This window comes from Butyricicoccus faecihominis (assembly GCF_024462775.1).
Taxonomy (GTDB): domain Bacteria; phylum Bacillota; class Clostridia; order Oscillospirales; family Butyricicoccaceae; genus Agathobaculum; species Agathobaculum faecihominis_A.
Window position 1 is genome coordinate 1 of record NZ_JANGCE010000010.1, and the last position, 24,858, is coordinate 24,858.

Annotated in this window: 22 protein-coding genes, 3 tRNA genes and 1 pseudogene; 10 read left to right on the forward strand and 16 right to left on the reverse strand. The window is 54.8% G+C overall.

Going from position 1 to position 24,858, the window contains the following annotated elements; genetic code table 11:
- Positions 1–289: 289 nt before the first annotated feature.
- Positions 290–1,027, reverse strand: coding sequence for a hypothetical protein (locus tag NE562_RS07040; protein ID WP_280961708.1), 738 nt, complete (start codon positions 1,025–1,027; stop codon positions 290–292).
- Between the two features lie 22 nt (positions 1,028–1,049).
- Positions 1,050–1,568, reverse strand: a complete 519-nt coding sequence (locus NE562_RS07045) for a peptidylprolyl isomerase (protein WP_280961709.1) — start codon at positions 1,566–1,568, stop codon at positions 1,050–1,052.
- Between the two features lie 363 nt (positions 1,569–1,931).
- Between NE562_RS07045 and NE562_RS07050 the strand changes: the two genes are divergently transcribed.
- Positions 1,932–2,642, forward strand: coding sequence for a ClpP family protease (locus NE562_RS07050; RefSeq protein WP_280961710.1), 711 nt, complete (start codon positions 1,932–1,934; stop codon positions 2,640–2,642).
- A 58-nt stretch (positions 2,643–2,700) separates the two neighbouring features.
- Here the strand turns inward: NE562_RS07050 and NE562_RS07055 are convergent, their stop codons facing one another.
- Together NE562_RS07055 and NE562_RS07060 are read right to left on the reverse strand one after the other, a co-directional pair.
- Positions 2,701–3,162 (reverse strand): DUF1273 domain-containing protein, encoded by a 462-nt coding sequence (locus NE562_RS07055; protein ID WP_280961711.1) that lies wholly within the window; start codon positions 3,160–3,162, stop codon positions 2,701–2,703.
- An 18-nt stretch (positions 3,163–3,180) separates the two neighbouring features.
- On the reverse strand, positions 3,181–3,825 hold the full coding sequence (locus NE562_RS07060; protein ID WP_280961712.1) for a hypothetical protein: 645 nt from the start codon (positions 3,823–3,825) through the stop codon (positions 3,181–3,183).
- Positions 3,826–3,970: 145 nt separating this feature from the next.
- On the opposite strand from NE562_RS07060, the gene NE562_RS07065 reads away from it, so the two are divergent.
- The 5 genes from NE562_RS07065 to NE562_RS07080 all read left to right on the forward strand — a co-directional run bounded on the left by NE562_RS07065 (position 3,971) and on the right by NE562_RS07080 (position 6,715).
- Positions 3,971–4,306 carry a helix-turn-helix domain-containing protein gene (locus tag NE562_RS07065; protein ID WP_280961713.1) on the forward strand — a complete coding sequence of 112 codons (336 nt, stop codon included), beginning with the start codon at positions 3,971–3,973 and terminating at the stop codon, positions 4,304–4,306.
- Between the two features lie 131 nt (positions 4,307–4,437).
- On the forward strand, positions 4,438–4,836 hold the full coding sequence (locus NE562_RS17875) for a helix-turn-helix domain-containing protein (RefSeq protein WP_419195995.1): 399 nt from the start codon (positions 4,438–4,440) through the stop codon (positions 4,834–4,836).
- Between the two features lie 78 nt (positions 4,837–4,914).
- Positions 4,915–5,244, forward strand: a complete 330-nt coding sequence (locus NE562_RS07070) for a helix-turn-helix domain-containing protein (protein WP_280961714.1) — start codon at positions 4,915–4,917, stop codon at positions 5,242–5,244.
- 31 nt (positions 5,245–5,275) lie between these two features.
- Positions 5,276–5,752, forward strand: a complete 477-nt coding sequence (locus tag NE562_RS07075) for a helix-turn-helix transcriptional regulator (protein ID WP_280961715.1) — start codon at positions 5,276–5,278, stop codon at positions 5,750–5,752.
- Positions 5,753–6,385: 633 nt separating this feature from the next.
- The gene (locus NE562_RS07080; RefSeq protein ID WP_280961716.1) at positions 6,386–6,715 is read left to right on the forward strand and encodes a hypothetical protein; all 330 of its coding nucleotides are present in this window, start codon (positions 6,386–6,388) and stop codon (positions 6,713–6,715) included.
- A gap of 58 nt (positions 6,716–6,773) precedes the next feature.
- On the opposite strand, the gene NE562_RS07085 is transcribed toward NE562_RS07080, so the two are convergent.
- From NE562_RS07085 to malQ, 3 genes and pseudogenes are all read right to left on the reverse strand, one after another.
- Entirely contained in the window at positions 6,774–7,688 is a 915-nt protein-coding gene (locus NE562_RS07085; RefSeq protein ID WP_280961717.1) for a DMT family transporter, read from the reverse strand.
- A gap of 10 nt (positions 7,689–7,698) precedes the next feature.
- Complete coding sequence (locus tag NE562_RS17880; protein ID WP_419195996.1) at positions 7,699–10,068, reverse strand: glycogen/starch/alpha-glucan phosphorylase; 2,370 nt, start codon at positions 10,066–10,068, stop codon at positions 7,699–7,701.
- 45 nt (positions 10,069–10,113) lie between these two features.
- Positions 10,114–11,613, reverse strand: a pseudogene (gene malQ, locus NE562_RS17885) (4-alpha-glucanotransferase); the annotation flags it as partial.
- A 159-nt stretch (positions 11,614–11,772) separates the two neighbouring features.
- Between malQ and NE562_RS07095 the strand changes: the two are divergent.
- Positions 11,773–12,087 carry a phasin family protein gene (locus NE562_RS07095; RefSeq protein WP_280961719.1) on the forward strand — a complete coding sequence of 105 codons (315 nt, stop codon included), beginning with the start codon at positions 11,773–11,775 and terminating at the stop codon, positions 12,085–12,087.
- A 69-nt stretch (positions 12,088–12,156) separates the two neighbouring features.
- A complete protein-coding gene (locus NE562_RS07100; protein ID WP_280961720.1) occupies positions 12,157–13,740 on the forward strand; it encodes an ABC1 kinase family protein in 1,584 nt (527 codons plus the stop codon).
- A 113-nt stretch (positions 13,741–13,853) separates the two neighbouring features.
- Here NE562_RS07100 and NE562_RS07105 read toward each other — a convergent pair whose 3' ends face one another.
- From NE562_RS07105 to NE562_RS07130, 6 genes are all read right to left on the reverse strand, one after another.
- Positions 13,854–14,810, reverse strand: coding sequence for a sugar ABC transporter substrate-binding protein (locus tag NE562_RS07105; RefSeq protein ID WP_280961721.1), 957 nt, complete (start codon positions 14,808–14,810; stop codon positions 13,854–13,856).
- 50 nt (positions 14,811–14,860) lie between these two features.
- The gene (locus tag NE562_RS07110; RefSeq protein WP_280961722.1) at positions 14,861–15,838 is read right to left on the reverse strand and encodes an ABC transporter permease; all 978 of its coding nucleotides are present in this window, start codon (positions 15,836–15,838) and stop codon (positions 14,861–14,863) included.
- Positions 15,825–17,351, reverse strand: coding sequence for a sugar ABC transporter ATP-binding protein (locus NE562_RS07115; protein ID WP_280961723.1), 1,527 nt, complete (start codon positions 17,349–17,351; stop codon positions 15,825–15,827). Before NE562_RS07115 ends, NE562_RS07110 begins: the two co-directional genes overlap by 14 nt.
- Before the next feature lie 221 nt (positions 17,352–17,572).
- Positions 17,573–18,463 (reverse strand): flavin reductase family protein, encoded by an 891-nt coding sequence (locus tag NE562_RS07120; RefSeq protein ID WP_280961724.1) that lies wholly within the window; start codon positions 18,461–18,463, stop codon positions 17,573–17,575.
- A gap of 26 nt (positions 18,464–18,489) precedes the next feature.
- Complete coding sequence (locus tag NE562_RS07125) at positions 18,490–19,263, reverse strand: SDR family NAD(P)-dependent oxidoreductase (RefSeq protein ID WP_280961725.1); 774 nt, start codon at positions 19,261–19,263, stop codon at positions 18,490–18,492.
- Positions 19,264–19,280: 17 nt separating this feature from the next.
- Positions 19,281–20,282: a Gfo/Idh/MocA family protein gene (locus NE562_RS07130; protein WP_280961726.1), complete on the reverse strand. Its 1,002-nt coding sequence runs from the start codon at positions 20,280–20,282 to the stop codon at positions 19,281–19,283.
- 348 nt (positions 20,283–20,630) lie between these two features.
- Here NE562_RS07130 and NE562_RS07135 point away from each other — a divergent pair, with 348 nt between their 5' ends.
- Both NE562_RS07135 and NE562_RS07140 read left to right on the forward strand, forming a co-directional pair.
- On the forward strand, positions 20,631–22,850 hold the full coding sequence (locus NE562_RS07135) for an extracellular solute-binding protein (RefSeq protein ID WP_280961727.1): 2,220 nt from the start codon (positions 20,631–20,633) through the stop codon (positions 22,848–22,850).
- Positions 22,851–23,317: 467 nt separating this feature from the next.
- Positions 23,318–24,484 carry an iron-containing alcohol dehydrogenase gene (locus NE562_RS07140; RefSeq protein WP_280961785.1) on the forward strand — a complete coding sequence of 389 codons (1,167 nt, stop codon included), beginning with the start codon at positions 23,318–23,320 and terminating at the stop codon, positions 24,482–24,484.
- A gap of 115 nt (positions 24,485–24,599) precedes the next feature.
- Here the strand turns inward: NE562_RS07140 and NE562_RS07145 are convergent.
- The 3 genes from NE562_RS07145 to NE562_RS07155 form a co-directional block, all read right to left on the reverse strand.
- Positions 24,600–24,675 (reverse strand) — tRNA-Thr (locus NE562_RS07145).
- A 2-nt stretch (positions 24,676–24,677) separates the two neighbouring features.
- Positions 24,678–24,753, reverse strand: a tRNA-Trp gene (locus NE562_RS07150).
- Between the two features lie 4 nt (positions 24,754–24,757).
- Positions 24,758–24,833, reverse strand: a tRNA-Asn gene (locus NE562_RS07155).
- Between the last annotated feature and the right edge of the window lie 25 nt (positions 24,834–24,858).

The following is a 24,858-nucleotide window of genomic DNA, read 5'->3' on the forward strand; positions in this document are numbered from 1 at the left end:
GGGAAACGCATAGGAAAAAACAAGAGAATCACCGAGCTAGTAGGGCGCGACGCCCTCGGCGCGCCGTCCCGAAGGGACGTAACACTATCTGAGAAACCATGTCCCTTCGCTCGGCTGTACCAGCCTGTTTGATGCTCTCACTAATCCCGGTGCTTCGCTCTCGGCGCGCCGAGGGCGTCGCGCCCTACATTTCCTGTGTTTGCGATACCTTCTTGTCTTGCCTGACGAAGTGCGGCCCAGACTGGCCTCTCTTGGCCTGCGGCCAATTCACCTTCTGCCCAAAGATGTGTTAAAACCGCATCAATGGTATCTGGTGCGGGGTGGCTTCGCCCTCGGGCAGGAGCATGGCGGTCATATCGGGCCGCCCGGTCTCAATGAAATTAACGCCGTCCTTAATCAACCGCGACAGCGTATCCATATGATCCGTGGGCAAACTCATGGTAAACAAGCCCGCGCGCTTGCAGGCGGAAAGGAGCGGCGCGGTCAGGTCGCTCGGCGCGGCGCGAAGGCCGAAAAGCCCCGTCGTCTGCGCGGCGCGCACCAGCGCGTCGATATTATCGGGCAGCGCGGGCAGCTCGCCCATGATATGCAGCTCCGGGTTGGCGACCGCAAGGCGCGCGGCTTCCACCAGCCCAAGGCCGACGAAGATGGTTTCATCTAAGTACTCCGCGTGGCGCAGCGTCATGCGAAGCTGCGGCAGCAATGTTTGGTTGCGCACCGTGATGGCGATCTTGGCCTGACAGGTCTTGGCCAATTCGATCGCCTGCCCGGCGGGCACCAACTGGGAGGACGCCGTGTGCAGCTCGGCGTAGCTGTAATCGCTGATGGCCATCTGCGTGCCGTCCGCCGCGACGCAGTAGCCGTCGCTCGATAAAACGGCAATGCCGTCCGCTGACATATCGACGGTCAGGCAGCAGCCCTTCGCACCCTCTTCGTTTCCGGCAAGGATGGATTCCAGCCCGTCCCGCTCCGTGCCCATGCAGCCCACCGCGGAAAGCACGAATATATCTTTATTGGTATAATACAATACCGTTCCCCTCTTTCTCCGTTTACAGGGTTTCGGGAGGATCGAACGTAGCGCCCCAAGTTTCCACCGTCACGGTCTTCATGCGCTGATCCTCGCGCGGACGGTCGTTCCAGTCGCGCGCGGTGGACACGATCGCGTCGGCCACTTCCATGCCTTCGATCACCATGCCGAAGGAGGCGTACTGGCCGTCCAGATGCGGCGCGTCCGAGGTCATGATAAAGAACTGGCTGCCGGCGGAATCGGGCACCATGGTGCGCGCCATAGATAAAACGCCGCGGCTGTGCTTGAGATCGTTCTGGAAACCGTTGCCGGTGAATTCGCCGCGGATCTCGTAGCCCGGGCCGCCCGCGCCGGTGCCTTCGGGGTCGCCGCCTTGGATCATAAAGCCGGGAATGACGCGGTGGAAGATCACGCCGTCATAAAAGCCCTTTTGGGCCAGAGAAATAAAGTTGCGCACCGTGTTGGGCGCGACTTCGGGATAAAGTTCGGCGCGAATAATGCCGCCGTTTTCCATTTCGATCGTAACGATAGGATTGTTCATGTTCATTTCACTCCGTATTCTGCCGCAATGCTGCGTCGTTTTACACGCATATATATTTATTATATTGTAACAAAGATTCGGGCAAACGGCAATACATGTTTCCATATTGAAACTGCGGTCAGTTACGCGCCGCACCGAAGTTATACACATATCAAGAGAATATTACCCCCGCGCATGGGGATAACTCTGTGCATAAAGTGGATAACTACTTGTATTCTCCCCACCATGCCCACGGAATATGGGGCGCGACTGTTTACAAATTGTAATATTTGATTTTTTACCATGCACATGCCGCATAAATTCCGTTTTTTTGCGGCACACTTTTGTTAAACGAGCGTTTTATGGGAAAGGGAGAGCGAACGTATGGCGGAAGAATTAGAGAATATAGAAGCACCGGAACAAAATAGTATTGCACAGACCGGCTCCATCACCGCGCACACCTCGCGCGGCACGGTGCACTGCATCACGATTATCGGACAGATCGAGGGACACATGGAGTTGCCCTCGCAGAACAAAACGACCAAATACGAGCACCTGATCCCGCAGATCACGGCGGTGGAGCAGGCGGAAGAGATTGACGGCCTGCTGATTTTGCTGAACACGGTGGGCGGCGACGTGGAGGCCGGGCTGGCGATTGCGGAGCTGATCGCGGGCATGGAAAAGCCCACGGTTTCGCTGGTGCTGGGCGGCGGTCACTCAATCGGCGTGCCGCTCGCGGTGGCGGCGAAAAAAAGCCTGATCGCCTCTTCGGCGGCCATGACCATTCACCCGGTGCGCATGAACGGCACCATTATCGCGGTGCCGCAGGCCTTTGAGTACTTGGCCAAGATTCAGGAGCGGATCGTGGACTTTATCACCTCGCACTCGCACATTTCGGCGAGCGTATTGCAGGACCTGATGCGCGAGACCGGCCAACTGACGAGCGATATCGGTACGGTAATATCGGGCGAACAGGCGGTGCAATTCGGCCTGATCGACGAGGTGGGCACGCTGAAGGACGCGTTGCAAGCGCTTTATGATCAGATAGAGGAAAGAAAAAAAGAGAAGGAAGCCGAAGCCCCTTCTCAGTCATAACGTGCAAAAGGGCGGGGACAGCCTTACGGTATCCCCGCCCTTTACCTATACCGAGCAATCATATCTCGATCACTCTGATTTCACGTCCCAAACTGTGCGCGTAGCGCATCGTGAATAGCGTTCCGCCGCGCTCACGGCCATCGTATACCGCGATCACGCGCGCGGACTGCCGCACCATATAGCGGTTGCGCTGCATAAAACAAGCTGGAAAGTAATGATCGCTTACGATCTTTACCGACTGACAGCATGCAATCAGCTTTTGAAACTGTCCGTCTTTTGCATGCAGCCGGTTGGGATAGGGAATGGCCGCTTCCAAGCAAACGCCGGGGTGACGCTGCGCTTGCTCCGCGACAATCGCGGCAAATAAAAGGTCGGTTCCCTCCGCAAAACCGGAAAGAAAGCGGTTGTAGCCATCCTCAAACGCCAGCGAAACCTCGCGCCGCAGTTTCTCCGCAATGTATTCTTGCTGATCCATCGGTATATTCCGGTGCCCCGTCACGCAGCAGGTTTTAAACTCCATGTGTATTGCCCCTTTATTTTATAAATCTAACAGCGCGTTTGGCAGATCTATATAGAGCCGGTCAAAAAGCTGATGTAACCCTTGCAAAAAGCCTTGCTTGACCGGATATGCTTGGTCAAAGGCGATGAACTGCGCCACCTCTTGCTCATAACCGGCGATAACGTCCAAATAGCAACACGCGAGCCTGCGTTTAAGCAAAGCGATTCGATACCGCCGGTTTGTATCCGGGTGTTTGGTAAGCGCGGCGGCGCGGGCAAGTCCCTCCAGCGCGCCACGGCGCCGCGCGGCCATATAATCAGACTGCAAAAATGTGCCCAGCTCGCTGTTTATTTGCGCCATAAGCTGTTCCGGGCTGCTTTGCAGCCCCATATATTCATGCAGCGCGGCGCTTGCGCCCTGATAAAAGAAAAACTGCTGAATATCAGCCAAATAATGAGAGTACTCATAGTGATGGTTTTCAACCTCGATGTAGTCGATCCCCTCATCACAGGTTTCCATCATATCATCCCAAGCGTCGTTCAATTCTTGCAAAAGCTTTACGTATGCAGGAAAGTGCTCGTTCACATATTTGCACACATGATCGAAGGGGTCATAAAGATCATCTTGCTTGTACACAGATATTTCGGTGACTAGGCGGGGGAAAAGGAACTGATTATATTTCATGTTTTAGACCTCCGTTAATGATTTTAAATCCCCATACCGTGCTAACGAATGATTATATACTCATTATCGTTCTAAAGAACGTTTTTTAATGTAAAAAAATAAGATAACATAGAAATAGAGATTTTTAACAAGGTGGTGTTATACGTTGGCAAAAAAATTAGTGCCTGATAATCTTGCGCAGAATATTGGAAAACGTATACGCCAGTGTCGAGATGCAGCCGGATTAACACAAGATCAGTTAGCTGAAATACTTGGCAAAGATGCGAAATACATTTCAGTCATTGAAAATGGAAAAAAGAAGGTTCAAATTGACACCTTCGTAAGTATTTGCAATGCTCTTCAAGTTGATTATACCTATATTATCACAGGGAATCCTACCAATTTTAAAAGCAAAGAGATACAAGATAAGCTTTTACAGCTGACCGAACGACAATTTAATGCTTCTATGGAGATAATTGATACTTTTCTAAGCAAGGATTGATTCTCTTTCATTATATAAAATGTTTTTTATCGTGTAAACTGTTATTTGAAATAATTCTACATTTTCCACCATGCAAGGTAACCGTTTTTATTATGATATAATTTTTATCATAAACGACGTTATGATAGGACATGTTGCTTGTGATTGGCGAAATTTTACAAGAGCTACGAAAGGATCGACACTTAGAACAAGCCGAGCTTGCGGAGGCTTTTGGTGTAAGTCGGTCTACTATTAGCTCATATGAAGTGGGCCGAACGGAACCCCCAATTGAAATATTATGTAAATACGCATCATTTTTTAATGTTTCTCTGGACTACATATGTGAAATGACACGTGACCTTCCTAATACATACTCGGCAGGTACACAATTCGAGCTGGAAAATAAGGAAATCTATCCTTTAAGTAATTTTGTGAAGGACATGAATTCTTTGTCTTTACCAAAGCGAAGTCATTTGATTCAACACTTAAACTACTTGACGCAACTAGAGTTGTACGAAAAAAAGAATAAAAAGCCGCCTAAAAGCAAGTAATTTCATGTGCTTTCAGGCGGTTTCATTTGCTTTTAGTCTTAGAAACTTCGCAATACAATAAAAAGGAGATGCCATACAATGTCCAATGAAAAGAAAAAGCTTGCAGTCGAAGTGGGGCAACGAATTGGTTTTCTTCGGCAGAAATTCGGCATGACGCAGGAGCAACTAGCGGAAAAAATTGAAACAAATGCTAAGTATATTACTGTTCTTGAATCCGGAAATAAAGTTATGCGCATAGATACTTTCGTAAACATTTGTAACGCGCTCAATGCTGATTATTCGTATTTGCTCACAGGAAATGAGCTATTACAACAGAGCAAACAGTTACAGCAACGGCTAGAAAAGCTATCTACAGACGAATATGCGGCATTAATCGCCTTTCTCGATGCCATTACAAAGGATAGATAGAATATGCAATGAAGCGTGAAACTCGCTGATTATGATGCAGTCAGGTGATTTTATGAATTATAGCAGATTAAAAGATTTAAGAATATACGAGGATCTATCACAGCAAAAAATTGCTGATATGATACAATGTCATCTTCATACTTATCGTAACTACGAGAATAAATCATGGGATACTATGCCTTTGTCCAAGGCGCTGGTTTTAGCCAAATTTTATAATGTTTCAGTCCGCTATTTATTTTGCGAAACAGAGGTATCGGAAAAGTATGCTATCCAGCAAAACGAAATAACAAAACGGATGCGATATATGCGAAAAAAGAATGGATTTAATCAAGAAGAGATGGCTGCTAAGTTATTTTGCAGCACCTTAACTTACAAACGGTATGAAGCAGACGCACTTGATATGCCAATGGGCCCTGTAATATCGCTTGCCCGCATATATCACATCACGCCTGACTTACTGATTGGGGAAGGAAATATTCTTGAATTTCAACTGCCACCCTTACATTAGCCTATATCGGTGGCTCGCTTTGCTCGCTCATTAAAAACGCGGCAATAGCCGCGAGCGGCCGCGTGAGGTCACGCGGCCCTACATGCGCGCGCTTCGCCATGCGTAGGGCAAGGTGACCCCACCAATGTTATTAAGATAAGGGAACAAGGGATTCACCGAGATTGTAGGGCGCGACGCCCTACAATCTCGGTCAATCCCTTGTTTTTCCTATGCGTTTCCCTTAACTAAATGACATTGGTGACCCACCCCGCCGCCCCGCGGCTACTGCCGCGCATTTTATCGCGAGCGCAGCGAGCCACCTGAAATATCGGTGGCTCGCTTTGCTCGCTCATTAAAAACGCGGCAATAGCCGCGTGGGGTCACTCAGCCCTACATGCGCGCGCTTCGCCCATGGGTGGGGGGGGGGGGGGGGGCCCCCCCCCGCCGCCTCGCGGCTACCGCCGCGCATTTTATCGCGAGCGCAGCGAGCCACCGATTTCGGGTAGGGCGGGGTGACCCCACCCCGCCGTCCCGTGGCTACCGCCGCGCATTTTATTGCGAGCGCAGCGAGCCACCTATTGACAAGCCCCCGTTTGTTCGGTATGCTTGAGTATATCGTGATTGTCGGATTTAGGAATAGAGGGATTGATTTTGATGAATGAAAAGGAATTATTAGCTTCCATTTCCGAACTATTTGAGCAGCAAAATGAACGAATAGACAAAAAATTCGACAAGATTGATCGAAGGTTCGAGCAGATTGATCAGAAAGTTGAGCAAATGAACACTTCGCTTGCCAAACTGCAAATCAATCAGGAAGGCATCATCATGCCGCGCCTTGATCTGCTTTTTGAAGGACACACCAGCATATTGGAAAAAATGCAGCACGATACCAGACTGCAACTGATCCAAGACCGTGTCGATACGTTGGAAAGTGCCGTGAAATACCTTTCCACCGAGCTAAAGCACTTAAAGAAAGCGGAATAACTACATAGAAAACGCCTGAAAGCATGCGAAAACTTGCTTTCAGGCGTTTTTTCATTTTTTAGTCGCTCGCCGGCGCGCGGCGCGCGCCGCCTATCCGTTCCGGCAGCTGCGCCAGAACGATGGCGGCAAACATGAGCACGCACCCAAACAGCTCGCGCACGCTCAGAGTCTGCCCCAAAATCAGCCAACCCGCCAAAACGGAAATCACCGATTCCAAACTCATGATGAGCGAGGCCACGGCCGGGTTCATGCCCTTTTGCCCGACAATCTGCAGCGTATAGCCCACGCCGCTGGACAGTAGGCCCGCGTACAAAACAGGCGCCCACGCCGCGAGGAGCTGCTCCCACGAGGGCTGCTCGAACACCAGCATGCCGACGGCGGCAAAACCCGCGCACACAAAAAACTGGATGCACGACATTTTAACGCAATCCACCTTGGGCGAAAAATGGTCGATGACCAGAATATGCAGCGAAAACAGCAGCGCGCAGATCAGCACCATGCCGTCCCCCAAGCTGATGGAGAACCCATCCTTGATGCAGAGCAGGTACAGGCCAACGAGCGCCAACCCCACCCCGCACCACACCTTTGCGCCGCACCGGCGGCCAAACAGCAGGCCGATCAGCGGCACAATCAGGATATAGCACGCGGTTAGAAAGCCCGCTTTGCCTACCGTGGTGTACAAAATGCCAACCTGCTGAAACACGCTGGCAAAGCACAGCACCGCGCCGCAGCACACGCCGCCGAGCAGCAGGGTCCGGCGGGCTTTTTGCCCTTCCTCCCGCGTTTGCTTGGGATTTGTTCCCGTTTGGCGCAGCACGGCGATCACCGGCAAAAGCGCAAGCCCGCCGATGACCGAACGCGCGCACACAAACGTAAACGGGCCGACGTGCTCCATGCCCACGCTCTGCGCCACAAAGGCAACGCCCCAAATAGTGGCGGTCAGTAACAATAACAGTGAATTTTTTAACTTCATAGAGACCCTTTTATTTTACCTTTTCAATCTGCCAGATATCGCGCGCGTATTCCGCGATTGCGCGGTCGGAAGAGAATTTGCCGCACATGCAGATGTTGTGCCAGCCCTTTTTCGCAAAGGCAAGCTCATCCTGCGCGTCGCGGTTGACCTGCTTCTTCGCATCCAGATAGCGGCCAAAGTCCAGCATGAGATAATACTGGTCCGGGCGCTGCCAGTCCGCGCCGTGCAGGATCGAATCGTACAGCTCGCGGAAATCGCCAGAGCCGCCGTCGTTCAGCGTGCCGTTGACGAGCGCGTCCATCACGCGGTGCACGCGGCCGTCGGATTCGTAAATGCCGTGGGGATTGTAATCGTTCGCGCGGTCGTTTATTTCTTCCACATGCGCGCCGAAAATGTAGTTGTTGCTTTCGCCCGCTTCCTCGACGATCTCGACGTTCGCGCCGTCCAGCGTGCCGAGCGTGACCGAGCCGTTCGCCATCAGCTTCATGTTTCCGGTGCCGCTGGCTTCGGTGCCCGCGGTGGATATCTGCTCGGAAACATCGGCCGCCGCGACCATATACTCCGCGCAGGAAACATTATAGTTGGGCACAAAGACGACGCGCAGCTTTTGCCGTACCTGCGGATCGCTTTCGATCACGCGGGCCACCTCGCCGATCAGCTTGATAATCGCCTTGGCGCGGCGGTAACCCGGGGCCGATTTGCCCGCGAAGAAATAGGTGGTGGGCTTAAAATCGTTTAGCTGGCCTTCCTTGATCTCGTAATACAGCTCCAAAACAGCCAAAATGTTCAGGAACTGGCGCTTATACTCATGGATGCGCTTGATCTGCACATCAAACAGGCGGGTCGGGTCGACGGTGATGTCGTGCGTCTTTTGCAGCCAATCGGCAAATTCGCCGCGGCGGGTGCGCTTGATGGCAAGGAATTCGCGCATGACGGCTTCGTCGTTCTCATAATGCGTCAGCTCGGTTAGGGCGGAAAGGTCGGTCAGCCACCGGTCGGAACCGAGCAGGCGGGTGAGCAGCGCGGCGAGTTCCGGGTTGCACAGGGCAAGCCAGCGCCGCTGGGTCACGCCGTTGGTCTTGTTCTGGAAGCGCTCGGGATAGACGGAATACCAATCGCGCAGCACGCGGTTTTTGAGAATCTCGGTATGCAGGCGCGCCACGCCGTTGACATAGCGGCCCGCGAACACGGCCAAATCGGCCATGTGGGCGCAGTTGTCCCGGGTAATAGACAGGCGGCCCACCACATCGCCGGGCACGCCTTTTTCCGAAAGCTCCTGCCGCAGCTTGCCGTCGATCTTCTCAATGATCGGGTACAGGCCGGGCACGGCGCGTTCCAGCAAATGGCGCGGCCAGGTTTCCAGCGCTTCGGGCATAACGGTGTGGTTGGTGTAGGAGAAAACGCCGCGCGTAATCGCAAAGGCGGCTTCAAAATCCAGCCCTTCCTGCATCAGCAGGCGCACCAGTTCGGGAATGGCAAGCACGGGGTGCGTATCGTTGAGCTGCACGGCGTGCAGGGCGGCAAACTGCGAAAAATCGTTTCCGTGCCGCTTCTTATACTGCCGCAGCATATCCTGCAAGGACGCGGAGGAGAAGAAATACTCCTGCTCCAGACGGAGCACCTTGCCCTCGTCACCCGAATCGTTCGGGTAAAGCACGCGGGAGATATCCTCCGCGCGGTTCTTTTCCGCGACCGAGCCGTCGTAATCCTGATTGTTGAAGCGGACAAAATCGAACGGCTCCACCGGCTCGGCCTGCCACAGGCGCAGCGTGCCGATGTGATCCGTGCCGTAGCCCAAAACCGGCATATCATACGGCACGGCGCGCACGGTGCGGCAGCCGTATTCGATCAAAACTGTCTCATCCTCGCGGCGGATCGACCACGGATCGCCGTATTTCGTCCAATCGTCCGGCACTTCCTTTTGGAAGCCGTTATCGATCTGCTGTTTGAACAGGCCGTAACGGTAGCGGATGCCGTAGCCGTCCAGCGGCAGTTCCAGCGTGGCGGCGGAATCCAAATAGCACGCGGCCAAGCGGCCAAGGCCGCCGTTGCCGAGCGCGGCGTCCTCTACCTGTTCCAGATCGGCGAGGGATACGCCCTCGGCCCGCATCATCTCGTCGACCTCTTTCGTCAGGCCGAGGCAGAGCAGGTTATTGAAGATCGCGCGGCCCACCAAAAACTCCGCGGAAAAGTAAAGCGCGTGGCGCGCGTTTAAATGCTGCTCGCGGCTCTTCTGCCAATCATCCGTGATCACGCCCACCAGCGCGCGCGACAGCGCCGTGTGCAGCTCCGCCGGGGTGGCGGTCGCAAGGGTCTTGTGATAATCGGTCTTGAGCGCGAAATTCATCGCTGCCTTTACGGCTTTGGTTCGTTCATTCATCTGTGTGTCCTCCTTATCCTCCAAAAGCGGCAAGCGGCGGTACAGCGCCGTTTCGCGCCGAAGCCGCGCCGCTAATGTTCCATCAAATTGGCCGGCGCAAAGGCGCCAGACCCAGTTGCCCCCGAGCGTTGAAGGCGTGTTCATCCGCGCTTCCGACGATAGGCCGAGTATATCCTGCATGGGCACGATGGCAAGATCGGCCACGCTGGCCCATACCGAGCGCAAAACGCCCCAGTTCAGGCCCTCCCGCTCGTTTAGGCGCAGATAGGCCTTGGCAAAGGCCACGTCCGCGGGCGGCGCGGTGCGCATCCAGCCCATGATCGTATCGTTATCGTGCGTGCCGGGGTAGACCACGCAGTGCTTTTCGTAGTTATGGGGCAGGTAATCGCTGTTTTCGCGGCTGTCAAAGGCGAATTGCAGCACCTTCATGCCGGGGTAGCCGGTCCCGCGCAGCAGGGCGCGCACCGAATCGGTCAGGTAGCCGAGGTCCTCCGCGATCACCGGCAGCGGGCCGAGCGCTTTTTCCGCCGCGCGGAACAGGCGGATGCCCGGCCCCTTGCGCCAGCGGCCGCGTTTTGCGTCTGCATCGCCCGCGGGCACGGCGTAATAGCTGTCAAACCCGCGAAAATGGTCGATACGCAGCCGGTCAAACCGGGAAAGCAGCACGGAAAGCCGCCTGATCCACCAGCGAAAGCCGTCCTTTTCCATCGCGTCCCAATCGTACAGCGGGTTTCCCCAAAGCTGCCCGCCGTCCGTAAACCCATCTGGCGGCACGCCCGCGACCTCGCGCGGCAAGCGGTCGCCGTCCAGTTGGAACTCGGCCGGGTCGGCCCACACCTCCGCCGAATCGAGCGCGGCATAAATGGGCAGATCTCCGATCAGGCGAACGCCCTTTTGCGCCGCGTATGCGCGCAGCGCGTTCCACTGGCGGAAAAATAAGTACTGCACCGCGCTCCAAAAGGAGGTCTGTTCAGCCAAGTCCCACTCGGCACGCCGCATTGCGGCAGGCTCGCGAAAGCAAAAATCGCGTTCCCACGCCGTCCACGGCGCGCCGCCGTGCGTTTCCTTTAGCGCCATGAACAGCGCGTATGGCCGCAGCCAGTCGGCGTTTGTTTGCTTAAACCGCCGCAGATCGGCGGGCGGGCTTTTCAGCAGGCGGCGAACGGCCTGCCTCAGCACCGGGAACCGGTTTTGATACAAAAGGCCATAATCGACCCGCGCGGGGTCACATCCCCAGTCTATGCCCCGCAGCTCGGCCGGAGTGAGTAACCCATCCCGGACCAGCTCATCCAGATCGATCAGGTAGGGGTTACCGGCAAGCGCGGAAAAGGACTGGTACGGCGAATCGCCGTAGCCGGTGGGGCAGATGGGCAAAAGCTGCCAGTAGGACTGCCCGGCCTCGGCCAGAAAATCGATAAAGCGCCGTGCCTCGCGTCCCATGGCGCCCACGCCGTGGGGCGAGGGGAGAGAGGTCATATGCAGTAAAATACCGCTTTGGCGCATGCGGTCACCCCCTTTCCAGTGAAAACTCCATAGAGCAAGCATATAACATTTTTCGGTAAAATGCAAGGCGCGGGGCGTGAACAGCGCAAAAAGCTGTTGCAGTTTTCGGGAAAAAGTGGTAAGTTAAAGATACCGAAAGTCGCGCCGTATGGCGGCGCGCCAACCGGTGCAGACTATGTTTTGGAAAAGAGGCGGTTCTTTATGATGGAAAAGTTAAGCGACGACTTAAAGAAGATCTTCTTGGCCGGCGTGGGCGCGGTCAGCGTGACGGCGGAAAAGTCTGGCGAACTCATCGATAAGCTTGTCGAAAAGGGCCAGCTTACCGTGGAGCAGGGCAAGGTGCTCAACGAGGAGCTCAAGCACACCGCCAAGGAAAAGGTGAAAAGCGCGCTCGATATCGACGACAGCGCCGAAGGCATAGCTGCCCGTATGGACAAAATGACGCCCGAGGAGCTTGCCGTCCTGCGCGCAAAGCTCGATGCACTCCAAGGCGGGGACGCATCCAAGGAAGGGTAAAACCTGCCCGCGGCTTTTCCCCAAACGGGAAAGCCGCGGGCGATTTTCTATTGTAAAGTGGAGAAAAAAATGGACGAGAAAAAAACCGGCCGTGGATCGCGCCTCGGCGAGATCCTGTCGGTTCTGCGCCGGAACGACGTCATGCACGGGCTGGACCCCAAAAAGCTGCGCACGATCTTGGAGGAGCTTGGCCCCACCTTTATCAAGCTGGGGCAGATCCTGTCCATGCGCGCCGACCTGATCCCGCGCAAATATTGCGACGAGCTGGAAAACCTGCGCACCGAAGTAACCCCCATGCCCTTTGAAGAGGTGGAGGCCGTGGTGACCGAGGAATACGGCGCCGCGCTTACCGACCTATTTTCCTCGTTCGACGCAAAGGCCTTGGGCTCGGCCTCCATGGCGCAGGTGCACAAGGCCGTGCTGAAAAGCAGCGGCGAAACCGTGGCCGTCAAAGTGCAGCGGCGCGGTATTTTTGAGACCATGCAGCGCGACATGCAGCTGCTGCGCCGCGCCGCGGGCATGCTCAAGGCCGTCACGGGCGAGGGCATGCTGGACGATCTGCTTACGATCTTAAACGAAATGTGGGTCGCCGCGCTGGAGGAAATGGATTTTATCATAGAGGCCGAACATATGGAGCGCTTTGCGCGCGATAACGAGGGCATTGTTTACACCGGCTGCCCGGTGGTAAAGCGCAACCTGACCACGCGGCGCATTCTGGTGATGGAGTATATCGACGGCATTCCGATCAACGATCTGGACGCGCTTAATAGCGCCGGGTACGATCCGGAGGAGATCGGCGCCAAGCTGGCCGAAAGCTATGCCCGGCAGGTGCTGGACAACGGTTTTTTCCACGCCGACCCGCACCCGGGCAACTTATTTGTGCGCGGCGGTAAAATAGAATGGCTCGATCTGGGCATGATGGGCGAACTGACCGGCCGCGACCGGCAGCTGTTCGGCAAGCTGATCTTCGCCTTTGTTTCGGGCGATGTGTACGCCCTCAAGGACGCGGCGCTGCTGCTCGGCGTGCAGCGCGGCGAGATCGACCACGCGGCGCTGTACGGCGATATCGACCTGCTGCTTTCCAAGTACGGCACGGCGGCCTTCGCGGAGATCGATCTGGGCGAAGCCCTGCGCGACCTGACCGATATTTTCAACCGCTACCATTTGGGCCTGTCGCCCGGCCTGAGCATGCTCGCGCGCGGCGTGATGACGATCGAAGGGGTATTGAGCCGCGTCAGCCCGTCGATCAATTTTATTCAGATCTTCTCCGGCCATATGACGGAGGCCGGCTTTGAACGGGAGGGCCTCGCGCACGAGCTGCGCGAGCAGGGCATGCGCCTGCTGCACACGCTGCACAAGGCCGTGGACATCCCTTCTTATATGGCGGATGTGCTGAAAATGACGGTCAAGGGCCAGACCAAGGTCAATCTTGAGCTGACCGGCTCGGAGGAGCCGCTCCGCCGCATTGACCGCATGGTGGACAAGCTGATTCTCGCGATCATCACCACCGGCCTGCTGGTCGGCTCCAGCCTGATCTGCACGACCGATATGAAGGGCAAGCTGTTCGGCATTCCCGCCCTCGGCGCGGTGGGCTATCTGCTCGCCATCCTGCTCGGCCTGCGCCTTTTATACGATATCGCGCGGAAACGGTAGGGGAGAAAAAGCAACAGGGCTGATTTGGCGAAAAATCAGCCCTGTTGCTTTTGTATGTGGGACAGGAGTATCACGATGTGTTCCGTATGCTTCCGCCGGTTAAAGGGCGGGGATCATGCATAATCCGCAACGTTTTCAGCCGTGACCAGCTCGAAATTGACCGTCACTTCGCTGCCGACCGCTTCGCCGCTTCGGATCTTGCTGATCGTTTCCACGCAGGTCTGCGCTATTTTGACCGCCGGCTGGGAGATGGAGAACAGCATTTCTTCGCTTTTGATCTTGGCGCACGCGTCGGCGGTCGCGTCAACGCCGCAAACCGACACGCCGTCCAAACGGTTCGCCGCTTTGAGCGCTTCGATCGCGCCCATGGCCATCTCATCGTTGGCGCATACGATCGCGTCGAACGACGGATAGGCTTGGCACCAGTCCTCCACAACCTTCATCGCCTTATCGCGCATGTATTCGCCGGTCATGCTGGCGAGTATTTCGACGTCCGGCCGCTTTTCATTGATCACGGTGGTAAAGCCCTCTTCCCGCTGAACGGAATGATACAGACCCGGCGTACCGGACAAATACAGTACCTTTGCGTTTTCCGGCAGCGAGTTTGCCAAATAATCCGCCTGCATAACGCCGGCTTCACGGTGCTGGCAGCCCACGAACGTGCTTTCGCCGCCCTCCGAGGCGATCGCCAGACAAATGACCGGAATATTCGCGGTATTGGCGGCCTGCACGCCCGGCGTAACGCCGGCGTAGTCGCAGGCGACCACAACGATCAGATCCATCTTCTGCATAATGAAGTTATCAATCTGGTCGAGCTGCTTTTGCTGATCGTTATTTGCTTCGACGCAGGTGACCTCCACGGTTTGATCACCGGCCATTTCCTTGATAAAGCTATCCTCCACCAGTTTGAGCCATACGTCGGAATCCGCCTGATTGGTGTAGCCGATGCGGAAAACGCCGTCGGCGTCCGCCGCGTCCGTCGGCGCCGCGCTGTTTCCACAGCCTGTGCATAAAGTAAGCAGAAGCGCCGCTCCCGTGATTCCCGCCAGTATTCGTTTGATTGCTGCCATTTTTCTTACCTCCATTTTCTCTTTTCTCTTTATGAACGATTGAAGGGTACTCAATGCTTGGCCTTTGTCGCCGATTGCTTGGTTACCACATCAATAATCACCGCAAATAATATGATCAGGCCCTTTATCACCTGCTGCCAATAGGTGTTTACGCCCAAAAGATTTTGCACATTGTTGACGATGCCCACGATCAACGCGCCAATCAGCGTGCCGAAAACATTGCCCACGCCGCCGGCCAGCGAGGTACCGCCGACGACAACCGCCGTGATTGCGTCGAATTCATACGAAACGCCGCCCGCCGGTGTGCCGGAAGCCTGCCGCGCCATAAAGACGACCGCCGCGATCGCGGTGATGAAGCCGTCCAGCAAAAACGCTTTGCGCACCACACTTTTGGATTTGATACCGGAGGCGATCGCCGCGTTTTCATTGCCGCCCACCGCATATACATACCGGCCAAACGGGGTCTTGTTTAACAGAATGAGGACCAAAATAAAAAAGAGGATCATAATCACCACGGAACTCGGGATAAAGCCGATATACCCCTGACCGAACCAGTTGAACGCGGGATAACCGACCATGGACACCGGTGAGCCGTCGGTCATCAGCAGCGCGCCGCCGCGCGCGATGGTTTGCAGGCCCAGCGTCATGATAAAAGCCGGAATGCCAAAACGGGTAATGATATAGCCATTGATCAGGCCGATCAGCATGCCCACCGCGATCGCCGCCAGAAAAGCGAGCAGCACGTTGTTCGTGTAGGACATCACCAGACAGGCAAAGCAGCCGATAAAAGCCAGCTCCGCGCCGTAGGCTACGTTGATATGGCCTAAAATAATCACGAACGTAGCGCCGTACGCCAGCAGGATGACCACGGCGTTTTGCAGCAGCACGTTGCGCAGATTGATCGGGTTGATAAAATTCGGGACCAACAAGCTGGCTAATGCAAAAATCACGATCAAAATGAGAAGCGTGCCGTATTTGCCGTAGAATTTGCCGAAATTAAACGGTTCTTTTGTTTTACTGCTGTTCAAGATTCATCCCTCCTGTTGCAAGCCGCATGATGTTTTCCTGCGTCGCCTGTTCGCGGTCCAAAATGCCTTTTTGCACGCCCTCCTGCATGACGACCACCCGGTCGCTCATGCCGACGACCTCGGGCAGCTCGGAGGAGATCATGATCACGGCCATGCCTTGCCGGGCAAATTGTCCCATGAGCTTGTGGATCTCCGATTTCGCGCCCACGTCGATGCCGCGCGTCGGTTCGTCAAGGATCATGATCTTGGTATTGCCGATCAGCCACTTTGCCAGAACCACCTTTTGCTGGTTGCCGCCCGACAGGGTATAGGCGGCTACGTCCAAACCCGCGATTTTGATACGCAGCAACTCAACCATTTCCCTTGATCGCTCCGCGATACGCTGATCGTTGACCAGCCCCCACTTGGTAAACTGCTTCATATTGGCCAGCGAAATGTTTTGAGCGATATTCCGTCCCAGCACCAGTCCGTATTCCTTGCGATCCTCGGAAACCATGGCGATGCCGTGCGCGATCGCGTCCGCGGTATTGCGGATGTGCACGGGCTTGCCGTCTATGTAAATCTCGCCGCTGGTATAGGCATCCAGCCCAAAGATCGCGCGCATCAACTCGCTGCGGCCCGCGCCGACCAGACCGGAAAACCCAAGGATTTCGCCCCGGTGTAGCTGAAAACTGATGTCGCGGAACCGGCCGCCATCCGCCTCTTGCTGAGTCAGGTGCTTTACTTCCAGCACCACATCCCCGATCGGGATCGTGGTATCCTTGGGGAAAATGCTGGTGATCTCGCGCCCGACCATCAAGGAAACCAGCTTGTTGCTGTCATATTCGCCGGCCGGACCCGATTCGATCCATTTGCCATCTCGAATGATCGTGATCTCGTCCGCTATGCGAAAGATCTCGTCCATCTTGTGCGTGATATATAGGATAGCGACTCCTTTTTCCTTGAGCGCCGCGATCTGCCGGAACAAAACGTCCACCTCTGCATCCGCGATAGCGGAAGAGGGTTCGTCCATAATGATCACCTTGGCTTTCATGGAGATCGCCTTGGCGATTTCGATCAGCTGATGGCCCGCGATGGACAGCTCCTTCATTTTCTGCCGCGCCTGATAGGGAATGTTCAGCTGATCCAGTAATTGCTGCGTTTGCCTGTACAGCTCGTTAAAATTGACAAAGGCGCCCGTTTTGGGTTCCCGACCCAGAAAGATGTTTTCGCCCAGCGTCATTTCCATGATCGGGTTGAGCTCCTGATAGATCATCGCGATCCCCATTTTCATGGTGTCTTGGATCGTGTGGCGCCCTACCGGTTTTCCCTCAAACAGCATTTCGCCTTCGTCCGCGGCATACGTGCCGTTTATGATTTTCATGAGCGTTGACTTGCCCGCCCCGTTTTCACCACAGATGACATGAACCGCGCCCTTGCGCACCTTAAGATCGACCCCGTCGAGCGCTTTGACCCCGGGAAATATCTTGACGATATGCCGCATCTCCAGAATGATCTGCTCTTGCCGTTCCATGCTCCGCCTCCTTTTCCCTTATCCTTTCCGGTACGGTCTGTTTGCTTAACAATATATAACCACAGTGGGGGAGCGGTCTCAATACGGTTTTCCGGTGTTTTATAAAAACCGTTTTCTCAAAACGTTTCATTCTTCCACCTAAAAAAATAAACACAACCGATATATGCGGGATATACCGGTTGTGTTTTAAGAGGAAGAGAGGTTAGCGTATTAATGCGGGTTTATTTTACTTCGCGCCAGCAAATATCGCGGAGCAGAGCGGTAAGCTCGTCCTTGACGGCCTTATTGGCCTTGGGATCGCGGTTCAGGCCCCACGCCTTGTTCAGTTCCAGCAGCTTTGCGTGCTCGTCCGCCGTGATACGGCCGCGCTTTTCTTCGGAATCCATCCAGGTGTTGAAGTTGCCGATCCAGCGGTTCTCGTCGCCCAGCTTGTCGTCGGTGCGGTAACGCTTGGCGGTATCCAAACGGCCGTAGTTGAGGCGCGGCGTCTTGCCCGTGATCGAGCATTCATACAGCAGATCGACGCCGCCGAGTCCGGGCTCGTCCTCGATCGCCATATCGCGTTCCAGCGCGTCCTTCTGCACGGAGCAGCTCACAACCTTGCCGATGAACAGCGTATTGTTGCTCAGCGGATAGGTATCCACGATCTTGACCTCTAAATTGGAAACGCACTCGGCAATGCCGGGTACCGATACCTGCTTGGAGGGCAGTTCGGTCATTTTGGCCACATCGGCCTCGCTGATGCCGGAGGGGATCGGCATGCCCGCGATCCAGCTCTCGGTGAGCAGGTCGGCGGTGTAATAGCTGACCGTACACTCGCGGGTCAGCATCAGGTTTTTGCGGCCCTGCCGGCGGTTGTGCATATTAAAGCAGAAATACCAGCCGCATTCCGCGGGCTCGCCCCACATGGCGGTGCCCATGGATACCGGGGTGCTGTTCAGGTTGCCGTTTTGATCGTACGTATTGATAAAATAGCAGGCCACAGGCGTCTGAATCCAGCGGTGCGAGAAACCATAGTCCTCATACTTGGTCAAAATATCGCCCATGTCGAACTTGTCCTTGGCCTCGATATCGGCATAGATCTCGGCCACATCAAAATATTTGTGTTCCATTTTACATACCTCCGTTTTTACTTGGATCAATACATGACATTGCCGCCGGCAATCAGGATATCGGTGCCGGTCACGTACGAATTCTTTTCGCTTGCCAAAAAGCAGACCAACTCGGCTATTTCCTCGGGCTGCGCGGGGCGGCGGATCGGTACCGTGCTCATCAGTTCGTCGATCAGCTCGTGCGCCGGACGGCCTTCCTGCACGGCGCGGTCGGCCATACCGTTGCGGAACAGGGTCGTATCTGTGTAGCCAGGGGAGATAGAATTGGCGAGAATGCCGTATTGCGACAGCTCGATCGTCAGCACCTGCATCATCATCGCGATAGTCGCCTTGGATACACAGTACGGGCCGTTCGCAAACTCGCCCGCCTTGCCGGACTGGGATGCGGTCACGATGATGCGGCCATAGCGGTTCTTTTTCATGATCTGGCCCGCGGCTTGACACATGAACATCGCGCCCTTGCAGTTGACCGCAAAGGATTTATCCCACTGGGCCTCGGTCACTTCGGTCATTTGGGCCGGGATGCAGATGCCCGCGTTGTTGGACAGGATATCCACCTTGCCGAATTCCTTGACGGCGGCGGCGAAAGCCGCGTCGACCTGCGCCTTGCTCGAAACGTCCACCTGCATGGCGACCGCGCGGCGGCCAAGCGCCCGAACTTCGTCCGCCGTTTGCTGCGCGCTCTTTTCATCCAGATCGAGCGCCACGATATCCGCGCCGTAACCCGCCATTTTTAGGCAGATCTGCTTGCCCATGCCGCGCGCCGCGCCTGTGACGACTGCTACTCTGTCTTTTAACATACTTGGTTCCTCCTCATTTATTCACCCGGATAGGTCAGGCCCCACTGGCTTCTGACCTCATCCATGATTTTCATTACGCCCAGCGTTTCATCCAGCGGCAGCACGTCGCTTTCCAGCTTGCCTGCCTTTAGGCAGCGCATAGCCTCTTCAGCCTCGTACCGGTAACCCGGCCCGTCGATCGGGATAACGGCTTGCTCCACCGCGGTGTGTTCGTCCGTCAGCTTTTGCTCCATGACGAGCGTCGCGCGATCGGCGTTCATAAACGGCATACGCACCTTGATAAAGCCTTTCGTGCCGACGATCCATGCCTCCTGCGGGGTTTCCGCCAGCATGGTGCAGCTTAAGATCGCGATCTGTCCCTTCGGATACCGCAGCAAAACGACCGATTGTTCATCCACCTCGGTATCGCCGATCGTCGCCATGCTCTTAATCTCCACAGGCTGGTGGCCGAGCACCATTGACGCGAAGGAGAGCGCGTAGACGCCCAGATCCATCATCGCGCCGCCGCCGACCTTGCGGTCAAACTGGCGGGTCGAATGGTCTTCAAACAAAAATCCGTGATCCGCGCGCACATATTGAATCTCTCCGATCGCGCCCTTGTCCAGCCACGCGCGCACCGTTTGGGCGATTGGCAGGAACCGGCTCCACATCGCTTCCATGAGGAACAGCTTTGCTTCGCGCGCCGCTTCGATCATCTCCGCCGTTTCTTTTGCGTTCAGCGCAAAGGGCTTTTCACACACGACCGGCTTGCCCGCTTTGAAACAGTCCAGTACCATTTGCTTGTGCGCCGGGTTTAGGATCGATATGTAAACAATGTCGATATCCGCATCGGCGAGAAATTCCTCATAGCTGCCGTAGGCCTTTTTTATTCCGTGCGCCTCGGCGAACGCTTGCGCCTTCGCCAGCGAAGTTTTGGAAACGACCGCTTCCAAAACGCCGTCCTCCGTGTAAGTGATGCCGGTAGCAAAGCGTTCCGCCACCCAGCCGGGGCCCACGATCCCCCAACGTACTTTTTCCATTGCCGCACTCCTTTCACATTTAAAAAAATGCTTTTTTTAATCCTTGCCGTTGTGTCTTGTTGTGTTCGATGCTGTGCCTATACTATAACAATCCGCCCTATTGGAAACAATTCGTTTTGCGCCACTTTGACTAGAAATGCTCTATCGAAACGTTTCGATGAATCTTTTAAAACGATTTTATTTGTTCAGGCAGTTTCATAAAAGCGGACGATCCCCGATAAATCGCCTGCTATAAATTGAAAAAGTACCATGTTGGGAGATTTCCCCTGCGCCAAACAGGTTTGTTTTTAGCCTGTCAGTCGTGCTAAAATGTCGGTAATGCAATAGAGGTGAAAGGATGTGCACGACATGATCACCATCAAGGATGTGGCGAAAAAGGCCGGCGTATCGATTTCCACGGTCTCCAATGTGATCAACGGAAAAGGCGCGATCGGCACGGAAAAGTATAAGCGCGTCAAGGCGGCCATGGAGGAGCTGGATTACCACCCCAGCTTTATTGCGCAGAATTTACGCAACAATCGTTCCCATCTGATCGGCGTTATTTTACCGACGCTGGACGAGCCTTACAGCAGTATGTTCCAAGGGATCGACGAGAGACTCAACCGCTATGGATATTTTCCCATTGTCAAGCTGACGGAAAATAACCATAGCCTTGAGGAAAACGCTGTCAAACAGCTTGCGGGGCTCGGGGTCTCCGGTATGATCCTGACCTCCTGCTCTCCGAAGCAGCTATGCTGCCGCAGCCTTTTGCAGTCGCAGCGTATTCCTTTGGTGCTGCTTGACCGGGATATCGCGCAGCTTGATTGTCCCAAGGTCATGTTCGACAAGCGCGCCTATATATACGAAAGGACCGCGCTTCTGCTCAAACGCGAACCCAATACGCGCCTGCTCCTTATCCGCTACAAGGAAGCGCTGAGCTGCGACGAGGCCTGTACGCAAGGCTTTCAGCAGGCCTATCAAAAAAATATGACCGAGCACAGCATTCTGTCTGTGAAATTTGAATCGGTCAGCTATTTCAACCAAATCTATACCTATTTACAGGAGCACGGCGAGCAGATCGATCAGATTATTACCACCGACCCGCCGCTCGCGCAGGCGGTGAGCGACGCGGCCGATTTGATTGGTAAAAGCTACCCGATCCATGTGCTGACCGGGGACAACTGGCAGATATCCCGGCGCTATTCCAGCTTGAAGCCTATTGAGCAAAACACGATATACGGAGGCATGCAGGCGGCCTCCCTGCTGGTCGAACAACTGCGGGACAGCGGTTCGGAGAACCGGACCGTTAAGATCAAGCCAAAGCTTTTGCGCAAGGACGCGGCGCCGTTTTTACGTGTTCCAACCGATACGGTGCATATTCTCTCGATGGATTGCACCGCTATTTCGGTTTTGGAACGGCTCAGCTCGGTTTCGGGACGCGAAGTAGGCGTAAACGTGCAGTTTGAAAAGCTGCCGCCCACCGAATTGACGCTTGCCGTGGAGCAGGAGCTGCTCGAAGGGCGTAGCGAACACGACCTGTTCATGATCGACATGCCATGGCTGCAACACATCGTCAATCAGGATCTGCTTTACGATATCAGCGATAAGATCGCCGAAGAAATCGTGTCTTCGTTTCCCGAAGCCATTCAGCGCACGTTTTACAAGAATTTGAACCATCGCAACATCGTGCCGATCATCGCGGGCATTCAGGCGCTTTATTACCGGCGCGATATTTTCAACGATCCAGATCATCAAACCGCCTTTTTTCAGCGTTACGGCATTTCACTCGGCGCGCCGCATAATTGGAAGGAATTCAACTATATCTGCGAGTTTTTTACGCGCGCCCACAATCCGGATTCTCCCTTTGAGTACGGCACGGCCATGACCACAAACTACGACATCAATTTAGCCAATGAATATTTGCCCCGGCAGTGGGCTTTTCACGGGAATTTTGTGGATGAATGGGGCGCCGCGACGCTGAACGACGATGCGAACTACCGTGCTTTGGAAAGCATTCGCGCCACTTACCGCTATTCCTTCAACCAAGCGATGAACGACAATTTGGACGACGATGTTTTCAGCCTGCTGCTGGAAGGAAAAATCCCCATGGCGCATGGCTTTGCCAACCACTATATTCCGGAAAAATATTCCGATACCGATGGCGGCGCGGATATCAAGCGCCATATCGTCGTTTGCGAAGCCCCGGGCCGCTCTTCTCTGCTCAGTGGCTGGGCGCTCGGCGTCAACCGCAACTCCAAACGGGTACCGGCCTGCTGCGCCTACCTGAAATGGCTGATGACCGACCGCATCGCGGTATCCAATATGCGTCTTGGCGGCTGTATCCCGACGTTGGCCGTACATGAAAACGCTGACCTCCGCATTCAATACCCTTGGTTGAATTTGATGACGCAGGCGTTTTCCGGCGGACGGACGCGAAATGTGATCTACGACCGTTTTGGCAATTTGATCGAACCCGTGCAGCTAGACTACATCATCGCGAACGCGCTGCGGGAAGCCTTTTCCACCCCGCACAGCAGCCGCGATATTCTGGCGGGCGCGCAGGAGCGCCTGTCTTCTCTGATTCGTTAAAACCAGCTTTTTAAAGACCCCTCGCGCCGCAGCGCGCATAAGATAGGATTTTGCCGCTTGCGGCAAATTCCATAAAAAGCCGCGACATGTGCGTGGTTTTGCTCTCATTTAATCGCCGCCCGAGCGGCGGTTATAGGATAGAGGCCTACGGGCTATACAAACCGACTTCAAGTGCCGTCCAGACCGGCTTTTCTTGCCCCGAAGGGGCAATTCAACTTCTGCCTGAAAGGCGCGCGCAGAAGCCGGAATACTCGACCGAAAGGGTGCTTTGTTTCGATCGACAGACTGTAAAAAATTGTTTTTTGACAGTCCGGTTAAAACATCGATACCCTGTTTTGTAACGTTTTATTGGAATGGTTTGTCTTTTTCTCCTTCCATTTGCCTTGCGTAGGGTTTTGCTCTTCTGCTATGCTTTAGCACGGTAAGGATACATCACAACCGTACGAATGGAGGAGCCCAACATGCAAATGCAACGTTTTACAATTCCGCGCGATGTGTATATCGGTTCTGGAGCGATCGACCGGCTCAAGGAGCTGCAAGGCCGCCGGGCGTTCATCGTCATCGGCTCACAGCGCCTGATCAAGGACGGCACCGTGCCCAAGGTGCAAACTCTGCTGCGCGAAGCCGGTATTGCTTCGGAGGTGCTGGCCGGTATTGAAGCCGACCCGACGGTCGCGACCGTCAAAATGGGGGCGCAAAAAATGCTCGATTATCAGCCCGATCTGATCATCGGCATAGGCGGCGGCTCTCCAATCGACGCGGCTAAGGCAATGTGGATCTTTTATGAATACCCCTCGTTTACCTTTGAAGAAGCCGCGAAACCGTTCAATTTACCCACGCTTCGCAAAAAGGCGCGCTTTATCGCCATCCCGACCACAAGCGGTACAGGCACCGAGGTCACCTCTTTTTCGGTTATTTCGGACACGGATTCCAATATCAAGTACCCCATCGCGGATTTTAATGTGACCCCCGATCTGGCTCTTGTCGATACCGATCTTGTTTCGTCCATGACGCCGCAGCTGATTGCCAACACCGGTATGGACGCGCTGACCCACGCGATCGAAGCCTATGTGTCGACGGCGCGCAACCCCATCACCGATGCGCTGGCTATGCGATCGATCGAGATGACCGCGCGTGATATCATTCCCTCCTACAAGGGCGACAACGCGGCGCGCGAAAACATGCATATTTCCCAGTGCATGGCCGGTATGGCGTTTTCCAACGCGATCTTAGGCATCGTCCACTCGATGGCGCATAAGACGGGCCGCCTGTTTGGCGTGCCGCATGGCTGTGCAAACGCCATTTATCTGCCCTATTGCATCCAGTACAATGCAAAGACCGCCGCGCCGATCTTTGCGGATATCGCCCGCCGTTTGTCGCTTTACGGACAAACGGATGCGGAATTGACGGACCGTTTGGTAGAGCTGATCCGAGATCTGCGCCGGCAAATGTCCATGCCCGCGACCCTTCAGGAGTTTGGTGTTGACGAAGGCTTTTTCCTGAGTCAACTGGATTCGATTGCGGAAGGCGCCGTAGGCGATCCGTGCACCGGTACCAATCCGCGTCCAATCGATCCGGCGCAAATGCGCGAGCTATTCCTTGCCACCTACTATGGCAAAGAAGTCGATTTCTAAGACCGCGACCGGATCATTTTCCATAAAAATAAGCCGTCGGCTCCAAAAGGCCGGCGGCTTTGCGTGTTTTAGAAATAAAAAAGGTTCCGGAACCTACATTCCAGAACCTTTTTTATGGAGCTGTTGACGAGATTCGAACTCGTGACCTCATCCTTACCAAGGATGTACTCTGCCTACTGAGCTACAACAGCGTTGGCAGGGGCAGAAGGGATCGAACCCTCGGCACGCGGTTTTGGAGACCGCTGCTCTACCAGCTGAGCTATACCCCTGTGTTGGCTCCTCAAGTTGGACTCGAACCAACGACCCTGCGGTTAACAGCCGCATGCTCTACCAACTGAGCTATTGAGGAATATTGATAAGCGCTACCCGCGCAT